This is a genomic window from Rhodoplanes sp. P11 (assembly GCF_964266735.1).
GTDB lineage: Bacteria > Pseudomonadota > Alphaproteobacteria > Rhizobiales > Xanthobacteraceae > Rhodoplanes > Rhodoplanes serenus.
In genome coordinates, this window is record NZ_CAXWGY010000021.1 from 320880 (window position 1) to 341114 (window position 20235).

Consider the following 20235-nt stretch of genomic DNA (forward strand, 5'->3'; position numbering starts at 1 on the left):
CGGTCGCCGTCCGGCCGTCGGTGCGGCCTCCCTCGGCGCGACGCGCGTGTCCGGCGCCGGCCCCGACAAGCCCCCCCCGCCCCGTCTCCCATCCGTAGCAGTCGCGACCCAGACGGATCTTGCCAGCAGCCGCTTCCGGGCATAAATATGACTGACCAGTCAGTCATTGGATTGCCCGCATGGCACCGCCCCGACCCGCCGCATCCCGGCGCCGCGCGACCCCGCCGCCCGAGCCGCCGTCCCGCCCCGGCGGCTCGCCCCCGGACGCCGCACAGGACAGCCGCGCCGCGCCGCCGGCGAAGCGTTCACGCCGCGCCGACAAGACGGCGGCACGGCGCGACGCCATCCTCAAGGCCGCCCTCGACGAGTTCACAGAGCGCGGCTTTGCGTCGGCACGGCTCGACGATGTGGCGCGGCGGGCCGGCATCGCCAAGGGCACCATCTATCTCTACTTCCGCGACAAGGAGGCGCTGTTCCAGGAGCTGATCACGTCGATGCTCGGGCCCCTGATCGCCGACCTCAAGGCGCTGCCGAGCCACGACGTCCCGGTCCGCACGGCGCTGGAGCACCTGCTCGGCCTGTTCGCCAAGGAGATCTACGGGACGCCGCGCCGCCACGTGCTGCGGCTGGTGATGGCGGAGGGTCCGCGGTTCCCGCGGCTCGCCGAGTTTCACTTCCGCCACGTCGCCGGTCCCGCCATGGAGGCGATCCGGACGTTGCTGGCACGCGCGGTCGAGCGCGGCGAGATCCGGCACCGCGCCCTCGTCGACGTTCCCCAGCTCGTGGTCGCGCCCGGCCTGCTGGCGGTGGTATGGGCCAGCCTGTTCGAGCGCCACATGCCGCTCGATGTCGAGGCGATGATGCGCACCCATCTCGACCTCCTGTTCGACCGGGACGCGACGCCATGACGACGCATCGCCCGTGGCTCCCGCCTGTTCTCCTCGTCGTCGTGATCGCGCTCGCCGGCTGCCAGCCGACCACCCCGACCTATCAGGGCTGGGTCGAGGCCAACCTGATCTTCGTCGGCCCCGACGAGGCGGGCCGCGTCGAGACGCTGTCGGTCCGCGAGGGTGACCGGGTCGCCGCCAGCGCACCGCTGTTCACCGTCGACGACGCCCTGCAACGCGCCGAGCTGAACATGTACGAGGCGCAGCTCGAGAACGCCCAGACGGCCTACGAGCGCGCCCGCACCCTGCTGAAGACCCAGGCCGGCACCCAGAAGACCTTCGACGAGGCGGAGGCGGCGTTGCGCACCGCACGCGCCCGGCTCGTCACCGCCCAGACGCATCTCGCCCGTCGGGTGCTGGTGAGCCCGGTCGCCGGCACCGTGCAGCAGATCTACTTCCGCCCCGGCGAGATGGTGGCGGCCGGCAAGCCAGTGCTCGCCATCCTGCCGCCGGGCAATCTCAAGATCCGCTTCTTCGTGCCGCAGGAGACGTTGCCCCGCCTCGCCTTTGGCGACACCGTGCGGGTCTCCTGCGACGGCTGCGCCGCCGACCTCACCGCCCGCGTGAGCTTCATCGCCCGCACGGCCGAGTTCACGCCGCCGGTGATCTACAGCCTCCAGGAGCGCGACAAGCTGGTGTTCATGATCGAGGCGCTGCCCGACAGGCCGGAGGCGCTGCGGGTCGGCCAGCCGATCGACGTCGCCCTCGGGGCGCGTCCGGCCGCCGCCACAGCGGCCCGATGAGCACCGCCGACCCGCGCGCCGAGCCGGACGGCGCTCGCGGCGGCGCCGAGATCGCCATCGCGGTCGAGGGGCTGACCAAGTCGTTCGGCGCCAATGTGGTGGTGCGCGATCTCACCATGCAGGTGCGGCGCGGCGCCATCTACGGCTTCCTCGGTCCCAACGGCTCGGGCAAGACCACCACCATCCGCATGCTGTGCGGGCTGCTGACGCCCGATGCCGGCCGCGGCACCTGCCTGGGCTACGACATCCGCACCGAGGGCGAGAAGATCCGCCGCCACGTCGGCTACATGACGCAGCACTTCAGCCTCTACAAGGACCTGTCGGTGCGCGAGAACCTGGAGTTCGTGGCGCGCGTCTACGGCCTGCCGTCGCCGCGCCGCGCCGCCCGCGCCGCCATCGAGCGACTCGGGCTCGGCGATCGCGCCGAGCAGCTCGCCGGGGCGCTGTCGGGCGGCTGGAAGCAGCGCCTGGCGCTCGGCGCCTGCACGCTACCCAATCCCAAGCTGCTGCTCCTCGACGAGCCGACCGCCGGCGTCGACCCGAAGGCGCGGCGCGAGTTCTGGAACGAGATCCACACGCTCGCCGCCCAGGGTCTGACCGTGCTGGTCTCCACCCACTACATGGACGAGGCGGAGCGCTGTCACGAGATCGCCTACATCGCATACGGCACGCTGCTGGCACAGGGCACCGTTCCGGAGGTGATCGCCGCCTCCCATCTCACCACCTGGACGGTCTCCGGCCCCAATCTCGCGGGCCTCGCCGAGACGCTGGCACGGCGCGACGGCATCACCATGGTGGCGCCGTTCGGCACCTCGCTGCACGTCTCCGGCCCCGACCGCGAGAAGGTGGACGCCGCCATCGCGGAGCTGCGCGCCGATCCGGTGCTGACCTGGGAGCCCTCGGAGCCCTCGCTCGAAGACGTGTTCATCGACCTGATGAGCCGCGGCCAGGGAGGCCGGTCATGAGGGGCGACGGGATGGTGATGGTCCTGCGCCGGGTCGGCGCCATGCTGATCAAGGAGGTGTTGCAGCTCCGGCGCGACCGCGTCTCGCTCGCCACCATGATCACCATTCCGCTGATGCAGCTCCTGCTGTTCGGCTACGCCATCAACACCCAGCCACGCAACCTGCCGACCGCGGTACTGCTCCAGGAATCGAGCGACATAGGCCGCTCGATCCTGCGCGCCATGGAGAACACCCGTTATTTCAAGATCGTCCGCGAGGCCCGCGACGAGCAGGAGTTCGACCATCTGCTGCAATCGGGCGCCGTGCTGTTCGGGATCGAGATCCCGGCGAACTTCGAGCGGGACCTGCGCCGCGGTGATCGCCCCGCCCTGCTGGTGGCGGCCGATGCCACCGATCCGGTCGCCGCCGGCTCGGCGCTCGCGGCACTGACCACGCTGACCCGCACGGCGCTGCTATGGGACCGCTCGATTCCCGAGAGCACGCCGCCGCCCTTCGAGGTCCGCACCCACGCCCGCTACAATCCCGCCGCGGTGAGCCAGCTCAACATCGTGCCGGGCCTGCTCGGCACCATCCTGACGCTGACCATGCTGATCTACACGGCGCTCGCCGTGACCCGCGAGACCGAGCGCGGCACCATGGAGGCGCTGCTCGCCATGCCGATCACGCCGGTCGAGATCATGCTGGGCAAGATCGCACCATACGTGGTGATCGGCTTCCTTCAGGCGACCCTGATCATCGGGGCCGGCGTCTTGCTGTTCGCGGTGCCGATCTTCGGCGATCTGGTGCTGCTCGCCACGCTGACCACCCTGTTCATCGCCACCAACCTGTCGGTCGGCTACACCTTCTCGACGCTCGCCCAGAACCAGCTCCAGGCGATGCAGATGTCGATGATGTTCTTCCTGCCGAACCTGCTGCTGTCCGGCTTCCTGTTCCCGTATGCCGGCATGCCGGACTGGGCCCAGGTGGTGGGCGAGGCCCTGCCCCTCACCCACTATCTGCGCATCGTCCGCTCGATCATGCTGAAGGGCTCGACCCTTGCGGACCTGCACTACGATGCGATCGCCCTCGTGGTGCTGATGCTGCTCGCCATGACGATCGCGGTGCGCCGCTTCCGCCGCACGCTGGACTGACGGGCGCGCGAGGCGGCCGACGCCGCTCCGCGCTCGCCCATCCCGATCTCAGTAGCGCACCTTGTCGGGGCTCGCGGCCCACAGCCGAAACGCTTCGGCGGCCTCGTCGGCGGCCAGGCGGCGCAGCGGCAGGGCGCGGGCCTCGAGGGGCCGTGCCACCTCGTCGTAGATCGCCGCGTCGTCGAAGCCGATCGCCGCCGCATCGGCGCGGCCATTGCCGTACACCACCTCGCGCACCCGTGCCCACCATACTGCGGCGAGGCACATCGGGCACGGCTCGCAGCTCGTGTAGACGACGCTGCCGGAGAGATCGTGCGAGCCGATGGTGCGGCAGGCGTCGCGGATCGCCACCACCTCGGCATGGGCGGTCGGATCGCGGTCCGGCACCACGCGATTGGCACCCTCGCCGATGATGCGCCCGTCGCGCACCACCACGGCGCCGAACGGGCCGCCGCCGGTCTCCACCGACTCGCAGGACAGCGCGATGGCGCGCCGCATGAACTCGATCTCCGACACGGGGTCCTCCCTCTTGCTCCACTTCCCACGATCTCACCGTCGCCTGCCCGGCGCCCGGCCGCGCCCGGCCCGGCCCGCGGCCGCCACCGCGCCGTGCGTCGCCCGCCCCGCCACCTCGGCCGCCAGCGCCGTCACGGCGCGGATCAGCCGCCGCTCCGGGGTCGGCCGCCAGCAGGCCGCGAAACGCAGGTCGGCGAACGAGGCGCCGGTCTCGACCACCTCGAGGTCGCCGTCGGCGATCTCGCGCCACACCGCGGCCGGCGGCACGCCGGCGACCGCCAGCCCGTCGATCGCCATGCGGACGATCGGGGCGAGCGTCGAGCTGGCATGCAGCCGCAGGTCCGGCACCTCGGCGAAGGCCTGGCGCACCGCCGCATGCGCCTCGCCGCGACGCGCGAAGGTGATGACGTGGTGGGCCGCCACCTGCTCCAGCGTCACCCGCCGGCCGCCGAGGCCGAGGCGCGGGCTGGCGACGAGCCCCATCGGAAACCGGCACAGCTCGCGCACCTCGAGATCCGCATGGGCGAGCGGCAGCAGCAGGATCGCCAAGTCGATCTCGTTGGCATGCAGCTTGTCCTCGATGGGCGGCGAGGCGCCGGCGTCGATCTCCAGGACGAGGTTCGGATAGCGCTCGTCGAGCAGCCGCATGAAGTCCTGAAGCCAAGTGTGCACGATGGTCTCGACGACACCGAGCCGGAGCACGCCGTGGATCGTCTCGGGCGCCGCGACCGCGTGATGGAGCTTGTCGTGGAGGGTCAGCAGGCGCTCGACATGGGCGAGCAGCTCGCGCCCGCGCTCCGTGCAGGCGACGCTGCGGCGGGTCCGCTCGATCAGCGTGACGCCGAGCTCGGCCTCGAGCTGAACGACGCGCTGCGATACCGCCGGCTGGGTGATGTTCAGGCGGGCCGCCGCCTTGTGGAAGCCGCCGAGCGTTGCCACCCAGTAGAAGGCTTGCAGCAAGCGGACGTCGAGCACGCCTCACCTCCTGTCCATCGCCGTGGCCCCGGTCTCTGTCGCGGACATCGCGTCGTGGTAGGTGCCGTCGAGCCGGCCCTTTTGATAAGCTTCGACGTTCAATCCCGATCACGAATGATAATTTGACCGCATCAGTGCGGGGATGTCCAGTGCTTCGGCGGAAGCACGGGCGCGTCACGCGCGACCGGCTCCCGCGTGAAGGAGCTGTCCATGACCAAGACGACGACAATCGCCGCTCTGCTGGCCGCCACCCTGGTGGCCGGCCCCGGCGCCGCGCAGTCCCAGACCACCCTGCGACTGAGCGAGCCGGCCGGCCCCGGCAGCCCGGAAGCCGTGGCGCTGGCCGAATTCAAGGCCGAGGTAGAGGGGCGCTCGGCCGGCCGCCTGCGCATCGCATTGCGGCTCGGCGACGGGCTGGCCGGCCCGGCCCTGCCGGTGGAAGGGCTGAAGGCCGGCACCATCGATCTGTACACCGGACCGTTGGACGCGATCCGCCATGTGGCACCGCGCGAGTTCGGTGCGCTGTCGCTGCCCTGGCTGATGGTTTCGGCCGATCAGCTCCGCGCCTATCTGGCCGGGCCGGTGTTCCGCCGCGCCGAGGACGCGCTGCTCCAGCGGCACGGCGTGCGCTTCGTCTCGACCGCGTTCACCGGGGTTCGCACCAACGACCGGATCGTCGCGTCGACCCGCCCGCTGCGCTCCGCCGCCGATCTCGTCGGGCTGCGCATCCGGGTCCGGCCGGACGATCTCGCCGACCGCTCGTGGCGCTCGCTCGGCGCACAGCCGGTCGCGCTCGGCTGGAACGAGGCCTTCGTGGCGCTGCGCCGTGGCCTCGTGGAAGCGACGGTGCTGCCGCTCGGCGAGGTGCCGACCGCCCATTTCGCCGCCGTGGCGCCCCATGTGGCGGTGGTCGGCACGGCGCCGCGTCTGTGGCCGATGCTGATCGCTGAGCGGGCCTGGCAGATGCTCGGGCCGGACGACCGCGCCCTTCTGGCCGAAGCCGCCGACAGCGCGGGACGGACCTATGCGCGGATCACCGCCGAGGCGGCGCGCCACGACCTCGCCGAGATGACGGCGCGCCACGGCGTCGTGATGTCGTGGATCGAGGTGGCGCCGCTGCGGCACCGGCTCGCGCCGCTGTGGCGCGATCTCGTCGTCCGCGGACTGCTGGCCGACGAGGCGTTCGCGACCGTCACCGCACACACGACCGACGCGCCGGTCGCGGTTCCGGTTGCGGTTCCGGGCCGTCAGAGCATGCGGCGCAGCTCGACGATCGACGGCGACCGCTTGGCCTTCAGGTAGCGCACGGTGCGTTCGGTCGTGTCGCCCGACAGGGTGATGAAGCGCTCGAACGCCGCCTTGTAGTCCACCCGGGCGTTGCGGGTCATCAGCACCGTGAAGACGAGCTTGGCGTCCGGCCAGCCGAGGCCGGCCGCCTTGCACAGCACCAGCGCACCATCCTCGAAGCCGAGCCGCACCAGGTTGCGCACCGCCTCGGCGGGCACGCGGGCGAGCGCGGCGAGATTGTCGACCGTGGCGTCGAGCTTGCCGCCGCGGGCGGCGTCGACGAGCTGGGCGCGGGCCGCCCCGAGATCGGCGTCGCGCGGCTTCTCGGGCGGGCGGGTACGGGCCGGGCCGCGGGTCTTGGGCTCCGTGGCCGGCTCCGCCGGCGTCAGCAGGCACTGCGCCATGCGGCGGCGCACATCCGGATCGGGGTCGCGCAGGAGCTGCTGGCGCACCGGCTCGGCCACTAGGCGAACCAGGGCGGCGAACAGATCGGCCGGCACCTCCTTGCGGTGCACGATGGTCTTGGCCAGCTCCTCGTCCTTGCGGGCGCGGCCGGCGAGCCGCTGGAAGCCGCCGCGGGAGATCTGGGCGCCGTCGTTGGCGGTGACGCGATGCGCCACCGCATCGTCGCCGCGGTCGACCAGCACGTCGGTCACCTTCTCGGGCACCATGATGCGGCCGGCCAGCGCCAGGAGATGCGCCTGGCTCTTGGAGCGCGCGATCCGCACCAGGAAGTCCTCGGCGAGGATCGGCGAGCGCTCCAGCACCGGCCCCGACACCGCGATGTCGTCGTCGTCGGCCAGCCGGTGAATCACCCCGACGGGGCCGCGCGACACCGGCGCGATGCGGGCGCTGAGCTCCACCATCGCCTCGTCGGTGGTGTTGTCGAGAAGATGCTGCATCACCTGATCGAACAGGTCGAGCTGCTGCTCCGTGTAGGCATGCACGCCGCGCAGGAACAGCTCGGCCACCCGCAGCACGTCGTCGCCGCGCTCGGCGCTGCGCAGCGCCGCCGGATCGGGAAGCTGGCTCTCGTCGAGCGGCCCGTCCGTGAAGGCGACGCCGACGCGATGGCGCTCGCGCCAGGCGATCGCGCAGTCGCGGGTGTCCCCGTCGAACGACAGGCTGAAGCTCGGTGGAAGCGTCTCGATGTCGGAGACCAGCACACAGGCACCGCCGCGCGAGACATTGAGGACCGCGCAGTCGCGCAACAGCCCTTCCCCGGTGATCTGACCCATCTTGAGGGTGAGATAACGCGGATACTGCCGGTTCTGCGCCATCGAACAATACTCCCGCCGGGACCCCCACGCGATCCCCACGCGAGCACGTTGCCAGTCTCGCGATTCCATCCGGTAAAATGAAAACGAACGATTTGTCTCAATCCGACGATCCGGGGGCCTCCGGCGCCGAAGGGTTCGTTCCGCCTCCCGATGCGGGAGCGGCCCCCCGTCCCTACATTGAGGGACCTGCGCCACGCCGGCGCCCCCGAGCAGGAGACCCGAGCCGATGGAGACCAAGACCTACCCGGTGACCCGCACCGACGAGGAATGGCGCCGCCTGCTGACCCCCGAGCAGTACGCCGTGATGCGGCGGCACGGCACCGAGGCGCCGGGAAGCTGCGCGCTGCTGCACGAGAAGCGCCCCGGCGCCTTCGCCTGCGCGGGTTGCGGCCAGCGGCTGTTCGTCGGCAAGACCAAGTTCGAGAGCGGCACCGGCTGGCCGAGCTTCGGCGAGCCGGAGGCGGGTGCGGTCGAGACCTCGACCGACCGCAGCTACGGCATGGTGCGCACCGAGGTGCATTGCAGCCGCTGCGGCAGCCATCTGGGCCACGTCTTCCCGGACGGCCCGCCGCCCACCGGCCTGCGCTACTGCATCAACGGGGTCGCCCTGACATTCGAGCCGGGATGAGGCCCGGCGCGCCCCGGGAGGCATGGTGCCCCGAGGCCGCGTGGCGCGACCCCCGTGCGGGGCCTTTCCTCGCCCCCCAAAAAGAGTGCGGCCGACCGTTGGGGGACGGTCGGCCGCGCGCAAGCCCGGTCTGGGACGGGGAGGGGTGGGGACGTGACCGGGTTCGCGAAACTCCTGAAGCTTTGTCGCGGTCCGCCGCCGTAAGGTTCAACGGCAGCGATGAAGGGCCTCTCAGCGGGGGGCGGCGGTCGACACGGCCGGACGGCCGTCGCCGAGCGACACCCAGAGGTTCGGGTCGGACTGCGACTGCCGCTTGACGAAGCGATAGCCGGTCTCGGTCCAGCCCAGGATCTCGTCGACCTGGTTGTCGAGCACGAACTCGCCCCGGTCGGTCTTGACGGTGAGCACCGCGTGCCCCTCGTCCTTGCGGTCGCGCACCACCGTGATCAGCAGCGCCTCACGCGGCCACCCGGCCGAGATCAGCATGCGCCGCTTGAGCAGCACGTAGTCCTCGCAGTCGCCGTAACCGTCGTCCGGATAGGACCACTTCTCGACGGCCCCCCAGTGATCGAGATCGGTCAGCGGCTTGATGGTCTCGTTGACCCAGCGGTTGACCCGCACCAGATCGCGCCAGGCGCGCGGCGACAGCACGACGTCGCGCGGCGTCGACGGGCTGGTGGCACATTCCCGCGGCTGGTCGGCGCAGAAGCTCACCCAGCCGATCGGCGGGCGGGCGGTGTCCTGGACAGCGGCGTAGATCGGACGCTCGAGGGCGGCAGCCGAACCGGCCAGAGCGCCGAAGGCGGCGACGGTCCACAGGGCCGTCAGAGCTCGTCTCGAACGACGCTTCATGGTGTCGATCCCCTCCCGTCCTCACAGGATCGACCTTCGCATACAACCTTTGCGCCGCCGCTAAATCGCCAGGAGAAATTAAAACCAATACGCAAGCGATACTTTACGTTGCTCGATTTTGTTTTGAGATGACATTGAATAAAAACGTAGAATACTCGATTTGATTCAATTTTTATCCAACTGAAAAAAGCCCAGCGATATCAACATCTCGAAGGCCATGGCAGCGGACCGACCGGCCGCGTCGCGGCGCCGCTGCAGACGGTGCGGCCACGGCCTGAGGCCGGCGGCCGGGCGCCGCGGGCGGCATCTTTCATTTACCAGAGGATACGGTCGGTATCGCGAGCGGGCGGCGGTGCGCCGCTCGGCGGCGCCTCACGGCGCGGCGCGCGTCTCCTCCAGCCGATCGAGGGCGGCCTCGATCGGCCCGAGCAGCGGCGCGAACGCCCGCATGTCCGCCTCGCCGAAGCGGCCCACCTCGGTCGAGCAGACGATCAGCACGTTGTGCAGCACGCCGCCGACGAAGAACGGCAGCGCGAAATAGGAGCGGATGCCCTTGGGGATGAACAGCACCCAGTCGATCGGCTTGATGCTGCGCGAGGTGTCCTCGACGATCAGGTGATCGAGCCCGAAGCGGACGATGTTCTCGGCGATCGAGCCCTCGTAGGGGAACGCCTCGGCGGTCGGCATCGCCTGGGAGGAGCGCGCCACGCCGGTGACCACCACCCGGTTCTCGGCGATGAAGATACGGGAGCGCATCACCGCGTCGGCCGCCATGCCGGGCGGCTGATGGGCCAGGATGGCGCGCAGCATCGCCGGAATGTCCTCGGCCGTCGCCAGCGCCGCGACGGCCGCCGCCGGCGGCTCGCCGAGGGTGACCTTGCGGCTCGCCTCCGCGGACGAATCGCCGGCGTCCGTCGTCTCCGGCACCAGTGCCACCCACAGCAGGTTCTCGGTGCGGTCCGGCAGCGCCCGGATACGGGCCGTGCACAGCCGCACCTCGCCGTCGGCGGACGGCACCGCGAGAAGCCCGCTCCAGCGGCCGCGGAACACCAGCGCCTCGAACAGCTCGGCCGCGCCGACCCCGGAGGACGTGCGCAGGAGATCGTCGAGCGACAGCCCGCCCGGGCGGTCCAGCGCCGCACCGAGCAGGGCGCGGGCCGCCGGATTGGCGGCAACGGGCCGCCGGCTGCGCGCGCTCATCAGAATCACCGGATCGTCGATCGCGGCGATCATGTCGTCGAGGCGGCTCGCGGAAGACGCCCCGAGCACGATGTCGACGAGCCCCGAGCAGTCCGCCAGCAGGCCGACGCACCACATCGCCCGGCCCGGGTCCGGCATCGCCACGATGGCGACCCAGCGTCCGGGGCCGTCGCTCTCCCGCACCCGCACCACGGTGGCGGCCGGATGCAGGGCGCGGATTCGCTCCACGCAGGCGAAGAAGCGGCCCTGATCCTCCGGCAGCACCATGGCGCGCGCATGCGCCGGGTTCTTGAGGATCAGCGCGACCTCGTCGCCACCGCTGCCGCACGGCTCGCCGGTCAGACAGGTCAGCTCGTTCTTGCGCACGTCGAGCTGCCAGGGCAGCACCGGCGCGTCGCCCAGGCAGGTCGCCCATACGCCGAGCAGATCGGACAGCCCATGCGGGTCGGGGACAATCGCAGCAGTCACGTCGATGGGGTCCTTCCAGCGGTGGTGGGCGCAAGATGTCGCCGTGCAGCGGTGGCAGCGATCGCCAAGATAGCAGCTCCGCCGGGCCACCGCCTCGCCCATCACCCCGCCCCTCATCTCATCTCGCCTCAGGCCCGCACCGGCACGCGCTCGTCCCGTGCCGGCGCCACCGCCGGCAGCCAATGCGCCGTGAGCGCCGCCCTGTCGAGATCCTGTCCGATGAAGATCAGGAACGGCGCGCCCTCGTAGACGGACGGCAGAGGCGCCAGCTCGCGGCGGGCGCCGACGCATTGCAGCGCCTCCGGCCCCGGCCCGTCGACGAGATCGACGATGCCCTTGATGCGGAAGGCGCGCCCCGGCGACCCTGCGAGCCGCTCGAACAACGCATCGCGTGACAGCCCCGGCGGCTGCGGCAGGCGGATCGCCACGAAGCCGTCGGCCCGGTGATCGTGGCGGGCGTGGCCCGCGGCGCCCTCCCCGTCCCCGCCGTCGCGGTGCGAGCCCGGATGGTGCTCGCGCGCGGTGTGGTCGTGGTGATCGTGCTCGTGATGGTGCTCGTGATGGTGGTCCGCAGCGCCGGCGTGGTGCGCGCCGCCGCAGCAGGCCAGCGCGGGGGCCACGTGGGCGGCGACGTCGGCGGCGGGATCGGCCACCGGAGCGGCGTCGGGAAGGTCGTCGACATCGCCGAGCAGCAAGGCCGGATGGATGCGGGCGAAGCAGGTCTCCAGGATCGGGGCGCGATCGTTGAGAGCGCGCAGATGCCCGCGCACCGCCGCCAAGGCGGCGGCGTCGACCAGATCGCACTTGTTGAGGACGAGCACGTCGCCGCCGCGGATCTGCTCGCGCGCCACCGCCGAGGTGGCGAGCGCGGCGAGCACGTTGTCGGCGTCCACCACGGTGACCATCACGTCGAGCCGCACCAGGTCCGACAGCGTCGCCAGCTCGTCGACGAGGTTCATCGGATTGGCGAGCCCGGTGGTCTCCAGCACGATGCGCTCGGGATGATAGCGATCGATCAGCCGCTGTGCGCCCTTGGCGAGGGAGCCGGCCAGCGTGCAGCAGATGCAGCCTTCGTCGAGGCTCTCGACCGAGTCGCTCTCCTCGACCAGATGAGCATCGACGCTCTCGGCGCCGATCTCGTTCTGGATCACCGCGACGAACTGATCGTGGTTACGGTGATGCTCGATGACCTGGTTGACGAGCGTCGTCTTGCCCGAGCCGAGGAAGCCGCACAGCACGATCAGGCTCGGCCGGCGGTCCGCCGCCTCTGGATGGGCACCCTCCGCCAGCAGCGCGTCGAGCGCGTGGGTGCGCCACCACAGCGCCGCCGCGACGGTGGCGGGCGGCGGGGCGCCGGTCGCGGCCGTCCAGGTCTCGGTCGCGGTCGCTCCATCGAGGCGGAGATGATCCAGGTCGAGCGTCCCCACCTCACCCCAGGCGATCGTGCGCAGCAGACGGCGGTTGTCGTCGCACCGGCGCGCATGCCAACCACCGTCGGCCTCCCGCACGATCTCGTCGGCCGGGGCACTGTCGGCGTGCAGGAGCCGCGGCGGCTCGCCGACGCACGCCGTCACCGCGCAGGCGAGCACATCGAGCAGATCCTCGGCGAGCGCGCGCGCCGGCACATCCTGCTCGACGCCGCCGGGTGGCACCACGACGGCGCCGTCGGCCGCACGCAGGCCGGCGACCGAGACGACGCGATGGTGCTCGCAGGTCTCCAGCGTCAGCGACAGTACGTCCTTGTGCCGCCCGAAGCCGACCGTGAGCACGCCGATGGCGAACGGCCCGATCAGCTCGGGATGGGCCGGAAAATTGCGCACCCGGGCCCGGAACTCGGGCGCGGCGATCAGCACGGCCGCAGCGGGCGACAGGCTCTCGAACAGCGGCTCGCCGACGAGCGGGAAGTAGTGCAGCCCGAAGCGCGCGAAACCGATCTCGCCGTCGGCATCGCAGCCGTCGGGAACGATCCCGTAGATCCCGGGCCGCCCGGTCAGACGCAGCGTCGCGGCACCGATGGGCTCCGGGCAGACCGCGAAGCCGCGCCAGCCGACCAGGCGCTTGAAGCGGGTGTCCATGCAGGCCCGCACCAGCGCGTTCTGGACCAGCCGCAGAAGGTCGGCCGCCTGCGGAACGAGACGGCTGGGTGGAAAGATATGATCGGTCTGCATGGCGGGGCTCCGGCGGACATCCACGCCGGTGACCGCCGCCCTTCGGACGGCGGCCCCGGAACGTCGATCAGATTGAGGCCGCCGCGCACGGCGGCCTCAACGGCAGGTCGGCGCGATCAGAACTCGATCGTGTCGCCGTTGCCGAGATAGTCCGGCGTCTTCGAGCGGAAGCGTGCCGTTCCCTTGACGACCGGATAGCCGCGCTCGACGAACTTATGAGCCGTGATGACGCCGGTGCAGTGATTGCAGCCGATCTTCTCGAACTCGTACTGTCGCAGCGCGATCACCAGATCGTCGTATTTCGGGTCCCAGTCCTCGAACGGCGAGATGTGGAGCCCGCCATAGATGCCGTAGAACTTGTCGTTGTCGTATTTCAGGTTGTTCCGCATGTAGGCGGTGCACTGGAGAATCCCCTGGTGATTGCACCCGGAGATCGAGACCAGGCCCTTGTCCTTGATGTTGAACGCGAGCGAGGTCTCGCCGAACACGCGGTTGATGATCGGCACGTCGTACTTGATGACGACCATGCCGGGGATCACCTTCTCGATCGGCTTGTCCTGGATGACCAGCTTGCCCTTGTGGCCGGAGGCCCCGATGTATTGCAGGCCCTCCTTGTAGTAGCCGCTGTGGACGTAGATCGGGATGCGGTTGTCGTACTTCAGCGTGACCGGCAGGCCCCAGAAGTGATCCCAGTGCTCGTGCGACAGGAACAGCGCCTCGATGTCGTGCGCCGCCAGCATCTGGTCGATCTTCTCGCGCTTGAACGCCTTGTCCATCCAGTCGAAGGACCAGCCGCTGTCGAGCAGGTACTTGTGGATGGTGCCGTCGAGGGCTTCGACCTCGATCAGGCACGAGAAGCCGCCGGGATTTTCCGGGTGGACGCCGAGCTTGGTTTGCAGGGCCCAAGCCTCGTCGAGATCGCCCGGGATCATCTTGCGGATCGACTCGAGGCCGGACTCGAACGATCCCTTGGCGATGCCCTTGCCGTTGCCGAAGGGCGGCCAGCCGATGGTGTACTGGTTCACCAGCAGGCCACCGGCCGCCATGATGTCGCCCATCAGCATGCCGTTGTCGAACCAGCTCGTCTCCGAGATGTTGGTGACGCGGACGCGACGGACGGCACCGAACTCCTCGCGGTTGCCGCGTGGCGCCTTGGCGAAGCGCCGATAAGCGGCGGGCGTGTAGGAGTAGAGGCCCATGGCGCCGATCGCCCCGACCCCGACGCCGGTCGCCGCGCCCATCACGAAGTCACGACGTGACGTGGTCTTCTCTTCACTCATGATGACCTCCTCAGGTCGAGCCTTCGATGATGGTGACCATCTGGCCGAGCCAGGGCAGCACGGCGACCACCAGCACATAGATGGCGACGCCGCCGACCACGCCGACCGCGAGGCCGACGCCGAGCGCGGGCGACCACTTCACGTCGCGGGCGACGATCTCCTGATGGCTCGCGGCCAGCTCTTCGGTGGTCTTCGGCACCGCCTTCCAGCCCGGCCACCCGTCCATGAACCACATGTTGATCAGCATGATGTTGATCAGCCAGATGGTCGGGATCATCGGGAACTGCTGCGGGTGCGAGAAGCCCTTCTGGACGCCGAGGAAGAGGTGCGCCGTCTTGTAGTAGACGACGTAGAGCACGATCGCCGCCGCGATGGTGATGAAGGTGCGCAGCAGCACGTTGACGGGCCGGCTGAACCGGGTCGGCCAGTTGCCGCAGTAGAAGTTCAGGAACAGCATCGGCACCAGCCAGAAGATGGCCATTTCGCCGACATGCAGCCAACGCCAGTCGGGTGCCATCAGCCGCTTGGTGCCGCGGATGGTCTCACCCCACACGAGGTCCTGCGTGTAGTAGAGGAAGAAGCACAGCGCGACCGCGATCGCGATGATGCCGAAGAAGGCGGTGAGGCGGCGCAGCCAATCGGTCTGGATCAGGTTGAACGGGTAGCGTTCCCAGATCGTCTCGTAGAGCCACACCGTCACGGTGCAGCACATGATCCAGCCGATGTGGAAGTTGCCCGACACGGTGTTGGCGAAGGTCTCCCAATAGCCGGGCGTGATCGCCGTGTACTGCTGCCACGGGTAGAACAGGATCGCCATGTGGGAGTGCATCGTCAGGAAGTAGACGATGGTGCTGAACAGGAACGTCACCAGCATGATGGTGACGCCCCGGGTCGGCTGCGGCAGCTTCCCCCACGGGGCGTTCTCGACCGCCACCACCCAGGCCGGCGACAGCCACGAGGCGATCACCGCGAACATCATGATGGCTTCGGTCGCGTATTCGAGCGCGTAGAAGCGGGTGATGCCCATCGCCTCGAGCCGATCCGGGCTCATGTAGGAGATCCCGTAATCGCCGAGGATTCTCATGAAGAATCCCTCGATGATCAGCAGCATCACGGCGACGCTGAAGGCGGTGAGCACCAGCCCCTTGACCACCGGATGGGTGCGGCCGATCCAGCCGCGCCGGAACGGCCAGAAGTCGAAGATGTAGGCCACCCAGATCAGGATGATCAGCAGCCAGCGGCAGTACATGTAGCCGACATAGGGCGTGTACAGCCGCATGATCCCGCGCGGGTCCTGGAAGATCCACCAGGTGGCGTAGAACAGGATCGCCAGAAGCAGGGTGTTGGCGAGCGCGGGCCACGGCCCGCTCCATCGTTTGACGAGTTTACGAGACTCCAGGTAACCGGGAGCCGTGCCGTCGGTTTCCATATGGTTCCCCCATGTGGAGATGGCAGAAGGGTACCGGGGCGACCGCCAAGTCAGGCCCCGGTACCCGGTCCTTTCTGGGCCCGGCCGCAGCGCGGATCGGGCCGTTCGTCGGCCGCCACGGATCGGCGACCAGGGTCCCGCCGAGGCTGCATCGCCGTGGGGCTCCGCCGGCCGCCCTCGGGGGCGCGACCGGCCGGGCGACACGGCGCCGCCGGGCGTGGATGGATGCGGGGGTCTTCGCGAGGGTCGGCGAGCTTGCGCGAGCGCGGCGGCACGGGCCGCCGGACATCTCGGCGCGGGCGGCGCGGACGGCACGGGGGTCGGACGACGGCCTCATGTCGCCCCTCCCCGGTCGGCCGGCGTGGCGCTCGGCGTGAGGTGAACCAGGCTCGCCCAGGCGTGGATGCAGCGCTCCACCAGCCGGCCGACCCGGCGGCGATCACCGCGCCGGAGCGCCTGGAGCACATCCACATGCTGGGTGAAGAAGGCTTCGACGGCGCGCTGCTCCGGCGCCGGCTCCGGGCTCGACACCAGCGCCTCGTCGGTCGCGACCGCGACCAGCACCTGGTGCAGATAGCTGTTGCCGGCCAGGCGGGCGAGCTCGATGTAGAACTCGACCAGGCGGCGGCCCGCCGCGCCGGCATCGCGGTCGAGCAGCGCGCGGCTGAGATCCGAGGTGATCTCCTCCAGGCGCTCCACATAGGCGTCGTCGAAGCGGCCGGCGACCAGGTGGGCCACCTCTGGTCCAACCAACTGGAGCGCCAGCAGGGCCTGCTCCGGGCTTGGAGCGGCGCGAGTCGCAGCCCCCGCGCGCGTCGCCTCATAGGCGCCACGGCGGGGCCGGACATCCACCAGGCCACGGTCGCGCAATCGAGCCAGCGCTTCGCGAATCGTGTTGCGGCTGCATCCGAGCTGCGCGGCGAGCTGGCGCTCGCCGGGCAGCCGCCCAGCCTTCAGCCGGAGCTGCTCGATCAACTGCTGGGCGACGGCATCGACTCGGTGCGGGCTGTCGCTCTCTGGTCCAACCAGACTAGACATGACAGCATCATGATACGCCGGAACTGGCGCCAATCAAGCCAATCCGGACAACCAGACTCTCTATCTGGTTGGACCAGTTATGGGCTGATCGAGCGCCTGAGCGACTCGGCCGCTGCTGATTTGTCCAATGGGGATGAGGGGATGGCGGCTCGGCCGGGTGTTCCGGGCCGGCGGGCGGCCGCCATGCAAAACCCGCAGAGCAGCGCGTCAGGACCGCGTGGCAGGGCCGCGCGGCCGGGCCACAGGGGAGCCCAGTCTCGCCTCTCGCGGAGTCGAGCGCAGACGTCTGCGCCTCGGCGGGCCGGTCAGGGCCGCAGGCCGTCCTCGATGAAGTCGGGGTGTTGCAGCCGGGTGAACTCGATCGCGAAGCCTTCGTCGAGGTGGCGCACCACCCGGCCCTGGATCTTGCCCACCGTCACCAAGGCGCCGACCGCCGGACGCTGGTCGGTGGCGACCGCGACGCCCGACAGCGAGGCGTCGATGATTCGGCAGCTCACATTGAGGCCGTTCGGCATCACCACCTGGGTCACCGGGGTCTTCGGCACGAAGCGGCCGTGGCGGCGATCCTCCGGCAGATCGAGGATGTGGCGGTTGGCGAGCCAGGTGAGCTGGGCGGCGAGCTTGTCGCGCTTGCGCGCGGTCGCCGAGAACGTCATCGCGAAGCCGGTCGCGAACACGCGGGTGACCACCCCTTCGAGGCGCCCTACATGGTCCACATAGGCCACCACCCGCTCGCCCACATGGCCGCTGACCGGGGCGATCATGGCGAGGCCGCCCGGCGACATGTCGACCACCTGGCAGGGATACTCCCGCCGGTCGGTCAGCATGTAGCGCCCGAGCAGGTTGACGGTGACGCGCTGGAACCGCCGGCGCTCGTCCGCCAGGGCCAGCAGGCTCGGCCTGCGCTCCGCCAATGCCATTGTCTCACTCCACAGGTCCGATCCGACGACCTTATGGCGGGAGCGTTAACGCGCGCTTGCGACCGAACCGGGCCGGCGGTTGTGGAGGAGCGATCATCAACCCCGGCGTCCGCCTTCCAGCACCACCAAATGGGGGCGCCGGACCTCCGGCCGCACGGCGGGAATCAGGCTCGGCGCCAGCGTGGGCGCCAGGTTGCGGAACGTGTCGAAGCGCAGGCTGCGCACCGGCTCGATGCCGAGCCAGTACGGCACCTGGAGCGGCGCCAGCACCCCGAGCAGGCGGGCGTGCAGCGAGGCCCGGTGAGCGAGCGGCAGGAGAACGACCTCGAGCGGCAGCGGCGGCTCGTGCTGCGTCAGCCCATGGGCACCGATCACCAGCCCGGCCGCCTCGTCGGCGACCTCGGCGATCAGCGAGCCGATCAGCGGATGGCTCACCGGCTCCCACAGCCCGGTGAAGGCCGATCCCTTCAGCTCGCGACCGAACAGGCCGCACAGCCGGGTGCCGGCGAGTCGCACCGGGTGGCCGGCATTGCGGTCGAAGGTGAGAATGAAGCTGTCGCCCAGCACCTTGCGGAGCGCCGCCGGATCGATCTCGTCGCGCTCGGGCGCGCGCCGGACGCCGCGCAGCGTCGTCCAGTATCGAAACAGCTCGCGACTGGCCGCGTGCTTCATGGGGCTCGGTCCGCCTCCGCACCTGTGCTGGCCGGACGACTCTGTCCGGATTCGGAACGGCGGGCGCTGTTCGCCGCCATCGTAGCCGCCACCGAGCAGCCTGCGTGCCGTCATAGCCCGTCGCGGTGGCCAGACGGGTCCTTTACCGTCGATCAAGGTTAACGGCCCCTCCCCCCGATCCCTCGAAGGGCGCGATATCGGTCGCGCCGAACGGGCGGAACGTGGCCGAATTCAAGGAATTGACCGCGCTTCCTGCCAATCCACACGACCAAGTCGCCGAAACCCGATGTGCAGCGCGCTTGCGGGCCGCCCATGCACGTCCTATCAGAGCGGGCCACCCAGGGACTCCATGTCGCGACGCGCCGAGCCGATTCTCAACCTGCCGACCGTGATCGCCGGCATGATCGCGGTGTTCGGCCTCGTCCATGTGGTCCGCGAGCTGGTGCTGACACCGGCCGGGAAGCTCGACTTCCTGCTGCTGTTCGCCTTCATCCCGGCCCGCTACGGCGGCCTGCCGGCGATCGAGGCGGCATTGCCGGGTGGCCTGCCGGCCGACCTGTGGACCTTCGTGACCTACGCCTTCATCCACGGCGACCTCACCCATCTCGGAGTCAACGTGCTGTGGCTCTTGCCGTTCGGCAGCGCGGTGGCGCGTCGGTTCGGCACCGGACGATTCCTCGCCTTCTTCGCTGCCACCGCGGCGGCCGGCGCGGCCCTACATCTCGTCACCCACGGGCCCGAGCTGTTGCCGATGATCGGCGCCTCGGCGGCCATCTCGGGCTTCATGGCGGCGGCGATTCGCTTCGTATTCCAGGTCGGCGGCCCGCTCGGGGTGTTCCGCAACACCGATGCCACCGCCTACCTGGTTCCCGCGGCGCCACTCCTCGATGCCCTGCGCGATCCGCGCATCCTGGCCTTCCTGCTGGTCTGGTTCGGCCTGAACATCCTGTTCGGGATCGGCTCGGTCGGCATGCTGGGCGTCGACCAGCCGGTCGCCTGGCAGGCCCATATCGGCGGCTTCCTGGCCGGCCTGCTGCTGTTTCCGCTGTTCGACCCGGTGCGGTTCGACGGCGGCATGCGCTGATCGCCGCGCGTCGGCCCGCCTCCTCCGCCCCCCCACCGCTGTCGCCCGTGTGGACGACTTGCCGCACCCTGCGAAACGGCCGATGATCCGGCATCGGCCGCACGCGGCGCGGAACCGGACGACAGCCTCTCGACTTGTCGCTCGGTCCCCCACCGACGGCCGGTCAACAGCAAGTGCGCCGGCCCGTAGGGCGGGCGACAAGGGAGGCTGACGTGACCGTCAAGACGATTCTCGCCCGCAAGGGCAGCTCCGTCGTCACCATCGATCCGACCGCGACCGTGGCGATCGCCGCCAAGACGCTCACCGAGCGTGGCATCGGCGCGCTGGTGGTGACCGGCGCCGAGGGCCGCACCATCGGCATCGTGTCGGAGCGCGACATCGTCCGGGCTCTGGGCCAGCGCGGCGTCGCCGTTCTGGACACGTCGGTCGCCGACATCATGACCCGCAGGGTCGTCACCTGCGGCCAGCAGGACACCATCGGCGAGCTGATGCAGCAGATGACCGACGGCAAGTTCCGCCACGTCCCGGTGGTGGAGCAGGATCGCCTGATCGGCATCGTGTCGATCGGCGACGTGGTCAAGTCGCGGCTGGAGCAGATGGAGCAGGAATCCAACGCCCTGCGCGACTATATCCGCACCGCGTGATCCCACCGC

General features: G+C 70.1%; 19 protein-coding genes. 8 read left to right on the forward strand and 11 right to left on the reverse strand.

Going from position 1 to position 20235, the window contains the following annotated elements:
• The first annotated feature begins 179 nt into the window (after window positions 1-179).
• From ACFQUV_RS24290 to ACFQUV_RS24305, 4 genes are read left to right on the forward strand one after another with little or no spacing between them, the layout of a single operon-like run.
• Window positions 180-908, forward strand: a complete 729-nt coding sequence (locus ACFQUV_RS24290; protein ID WP_129609464.1) for a TetR/AcrR family transcriptional regulator — start codon at window positions 180-182, stop codon at window positions 906-908.
• The gene (locus tag ACFQUV_RS24295; RefSeq protein ID WP_129609463.1) at window positions 905-1690 is read left to right on the forward strand and encodes an HlyD family secretion protein; all 786 of its coding nucleotides are present in this window, start codon (window positions 905-907) and stop codon (window positions 1688-1690) included. Before ACFQUV_RS24290 ends, ACFQUV_RS24295 begins: the two co-directional genes overlap by 4 nt.
• Entirely contained in the window at window positions 1687-2655 is a 969-nt protein-coding gene (locus ACFQUV_RS24300) for an ABC transporter ATP-binding protein (RefSeq protein ID WP_129609462.1), read from the forward strand. Before ACFQUV_RS24295 ends, ACFQUV_RS24300 begins: the two co-directional genes overlap by 4 nt.
• Window positions 2652-3785, forward strand: a complete 1134-nt coding sequence (locus tag ACFQUV_RS24305; protein ID WP_129609461.1) for an ABC transporter permease — start codon at window positions 2652-2654, stop codon at window positions 3783-3785. Before ACFQUV_RS24300 ends, ACFQUV_RS24305 begins: the two co-directional genes overlap by 4 nt.
• Before the next feature lie 48 nt (window positions 3786-3833).
• On the opposite strand, the gene ACFQUV_RS24310 is transcribed toward ACFQUV_RS24305, so the two are convergent.
• Window positions 3834-4301, reverse strand: a complete 468-nt coding sequence (locus ACFQUV_RS24310; RefSeq protein ID WP_207211494.1) for a nucleoside deaminase — start codon at window positions 4299-4301, stop codon at window positions 3834-3836.
• Window positions 4302-4334: 33 nt separating this feature from the next.
• The gene (locus ACFQUV_RS24315) at window positions 4335-5276 is read right to left on the reverse strand and encodes a LysR family transcriptional regulator (RefSeq protein ID WP_129609460.1); all 942 of its coding nucleotides are present in this window, start codon (window positions 5274-5276) and stop codon (window positions 4335-4337) included.
• Window positions 5277-5486: 210 nt separating this feature from the next.
• On the opposite strand from ACFQUV_RS24315, the gene ACFQUV_RS24320 reads away from it, so the two are divergent.
• Window positions 5487-6578 carry a TRAP transporter substrate-binding protein gene (locus tag ACFQUV_RS24320; protein ID WP_129609459.1) on the forward strand — a complete coding sequence of 364 codons (1092 nt, stop codon included), beginning with the start codon at window positions 5487-5489 and terminating at the stop codon, window positions 6576-6578.
• Here the strand turns inward: ACFQUV_RS24320 and ACFQUV_RS24325 are convergent.
• Entirely contained in the window at window positions 6524-7843 is a 1320-nt protein-coding gene (locus tag ACFQUV_RS24325) for a DUF2336 domain-containing protein (RefSeq protein WP_165363941.1), read from the reverse strand. The genes ACFQUV_RS24320 and ACFQUV_RS24325 overlap by 55 nt on opposite strands.
• A gap of 226 nt (window positions 7844-8069) precedes the next feature.
• Between ACFQUV_RS24325 and msrB the strand changes: the two genes are divergently transcribed.
• Entirely contained in the window at window positions 8070-8471 is a 402-nt protein-coding gene (gene msrB / locus ACFQUV_RS24330; RefSeq protein ID WP_129609457.1) for a peptide-methionine (R)-S-oxide reductase MsrB, read from the forward strand.
• Window positions 8472-8702: 231 nt separating this feature from the next.
• Here msrB and ACFQUV_RS24335 read toward each other — a convergent pair whose 3' ends face one another.
• The 8 genes from ACFQUV_RS24335 to ACFQUV_RS24370 form a co-directional block, all read right to left on the reverse strand.
• On the reverse strand, window positions 8703-9323 hold the full coding sequence (locus tag ACFQUV_RS24335; protein ID WP_129609456.1) for a transglutaminase-like cysteine peptidase: 621 nt from the start codon (window positions 9321-9323) through the stop codon (window positions 8703-8705).
• 372 nt (window positions 9324-9695) lie between these two features.
• On the reverse strand, window positions 9696-10991 hold the full coding sequence (locus ACFQUV_RS24340; RefSeq protein ID WP_129609455.1) for a GAF domain-containing protein: 1296 nt from the start codon (window positions 10989-10991) through the stop codon (window positions 9696-9698).
• 128 nt (window positions 10992-11119) lie between these two features.
• A complete protein-coding gene (locus ACFQUV_RS24345) occupies window positions 11120-13159 on the reverse strand; it encodes a GTP-binding protein (RefSeq protein ID WP_129609454.1) in 2040 nt (679 codons plus the stop codon).
• 116 nt (window positions 13160-13275) lie between these two features.
• The gene (locus ACFQUV_RS24350; RefSeq protein ID WP_129609453.1) at window positions 13276-14439 is read right to left on the reverse strand and encodes an MBL fold metallo-hydrolase; all 1164 of its coding nucleotides are present in this window, start codon (window positions 14437-14439) and stop codon (window positions 13276-13278) included.
• A gap of 10 nt (window positions 14440-14449) precedes the next feature.
• Complete coding sequence (locus ACFQUV_RS24355; protein ID WP_111387804.1) at window positions 14450-15868, reverse strand: hypothetical protein; 1419 nt, start codon at window positions 15866-15868, stop codon at window positions 14450-14452.
• Window positions 15869-16201: 333 nt separating this feature from the next.
• The gene (locus ACFQUV_RS24360; protein ID WP_129609452.1) at window positions 16202-16906 is read right to left on the reverse strand and encodes a FadR/GntR family transcriptional regulator; all 705 of its coding nucleotides are present in this window, start codon (window positions 16904-16906) and stop codon (window positions 16202-16204) included.
• A 305-nt stretch (window positions 16907-17211) separates the two neighbouring features.
• Window positions 17212-17826 carry a PilZ domain-containing protein gene (locus ACFQUV_RS24365; protein WP_129609451.1) on the reverse strand — a complete coding sequence of 205 codons (615 nt, stop codon included), beginning with the start codon at window positions 17824-17826 and terminating at the stop codon, window positions 17212-17214.
• Between the two features lie 96 nt (window positions 17827-17922).
• Window positions 17923-18498 carry a PAS domain-containing protein gene (locus ACFQUV_RS24370; RefSeq protein ID WP_165363939.1) on the reverse strand — a complete coding sequence of 192 codons (576 nt, stop codon included), beginning with the start codon at window positions 18496-18498 and terminating at the stop codon, window positions 17923-17925.
• Between the two features lie 349 nt (window positions 18499-18847).
• On the opposite strand from ACFQUV_RS24370, the gene ACFQUV_RS24375 reads away from it, so the two are divergent.
• Together ACFQUV_RS24375 and ACFQUV_RS24380 are read left to right on the forward strand one after the other, a co-directional pair.
• Complete coding sequence (locus ACFQUV_RS24375) at window positions 18848-19582, forward strand: rhomboid family intramembrane serine protease (protein ID WP_111384551.1); 735 nt, start codon at window positions 18848-18850, stop codon at window positions 19580-19582.
• A gap of 212 nt (window positions 19583-19794) precedes the next feature.
• Complete coding sequence (locus ACFQUV_RS24380) at window positions 19795-20226, forward strand: CBS domain-containing protein (protein WP_111384552.1); 432 nt, start codon at window positions 19795-19797, stop codon at window positions 20224-20226.
• Window positions 20227-20235 lie beyond the last annotated feature (9 nt).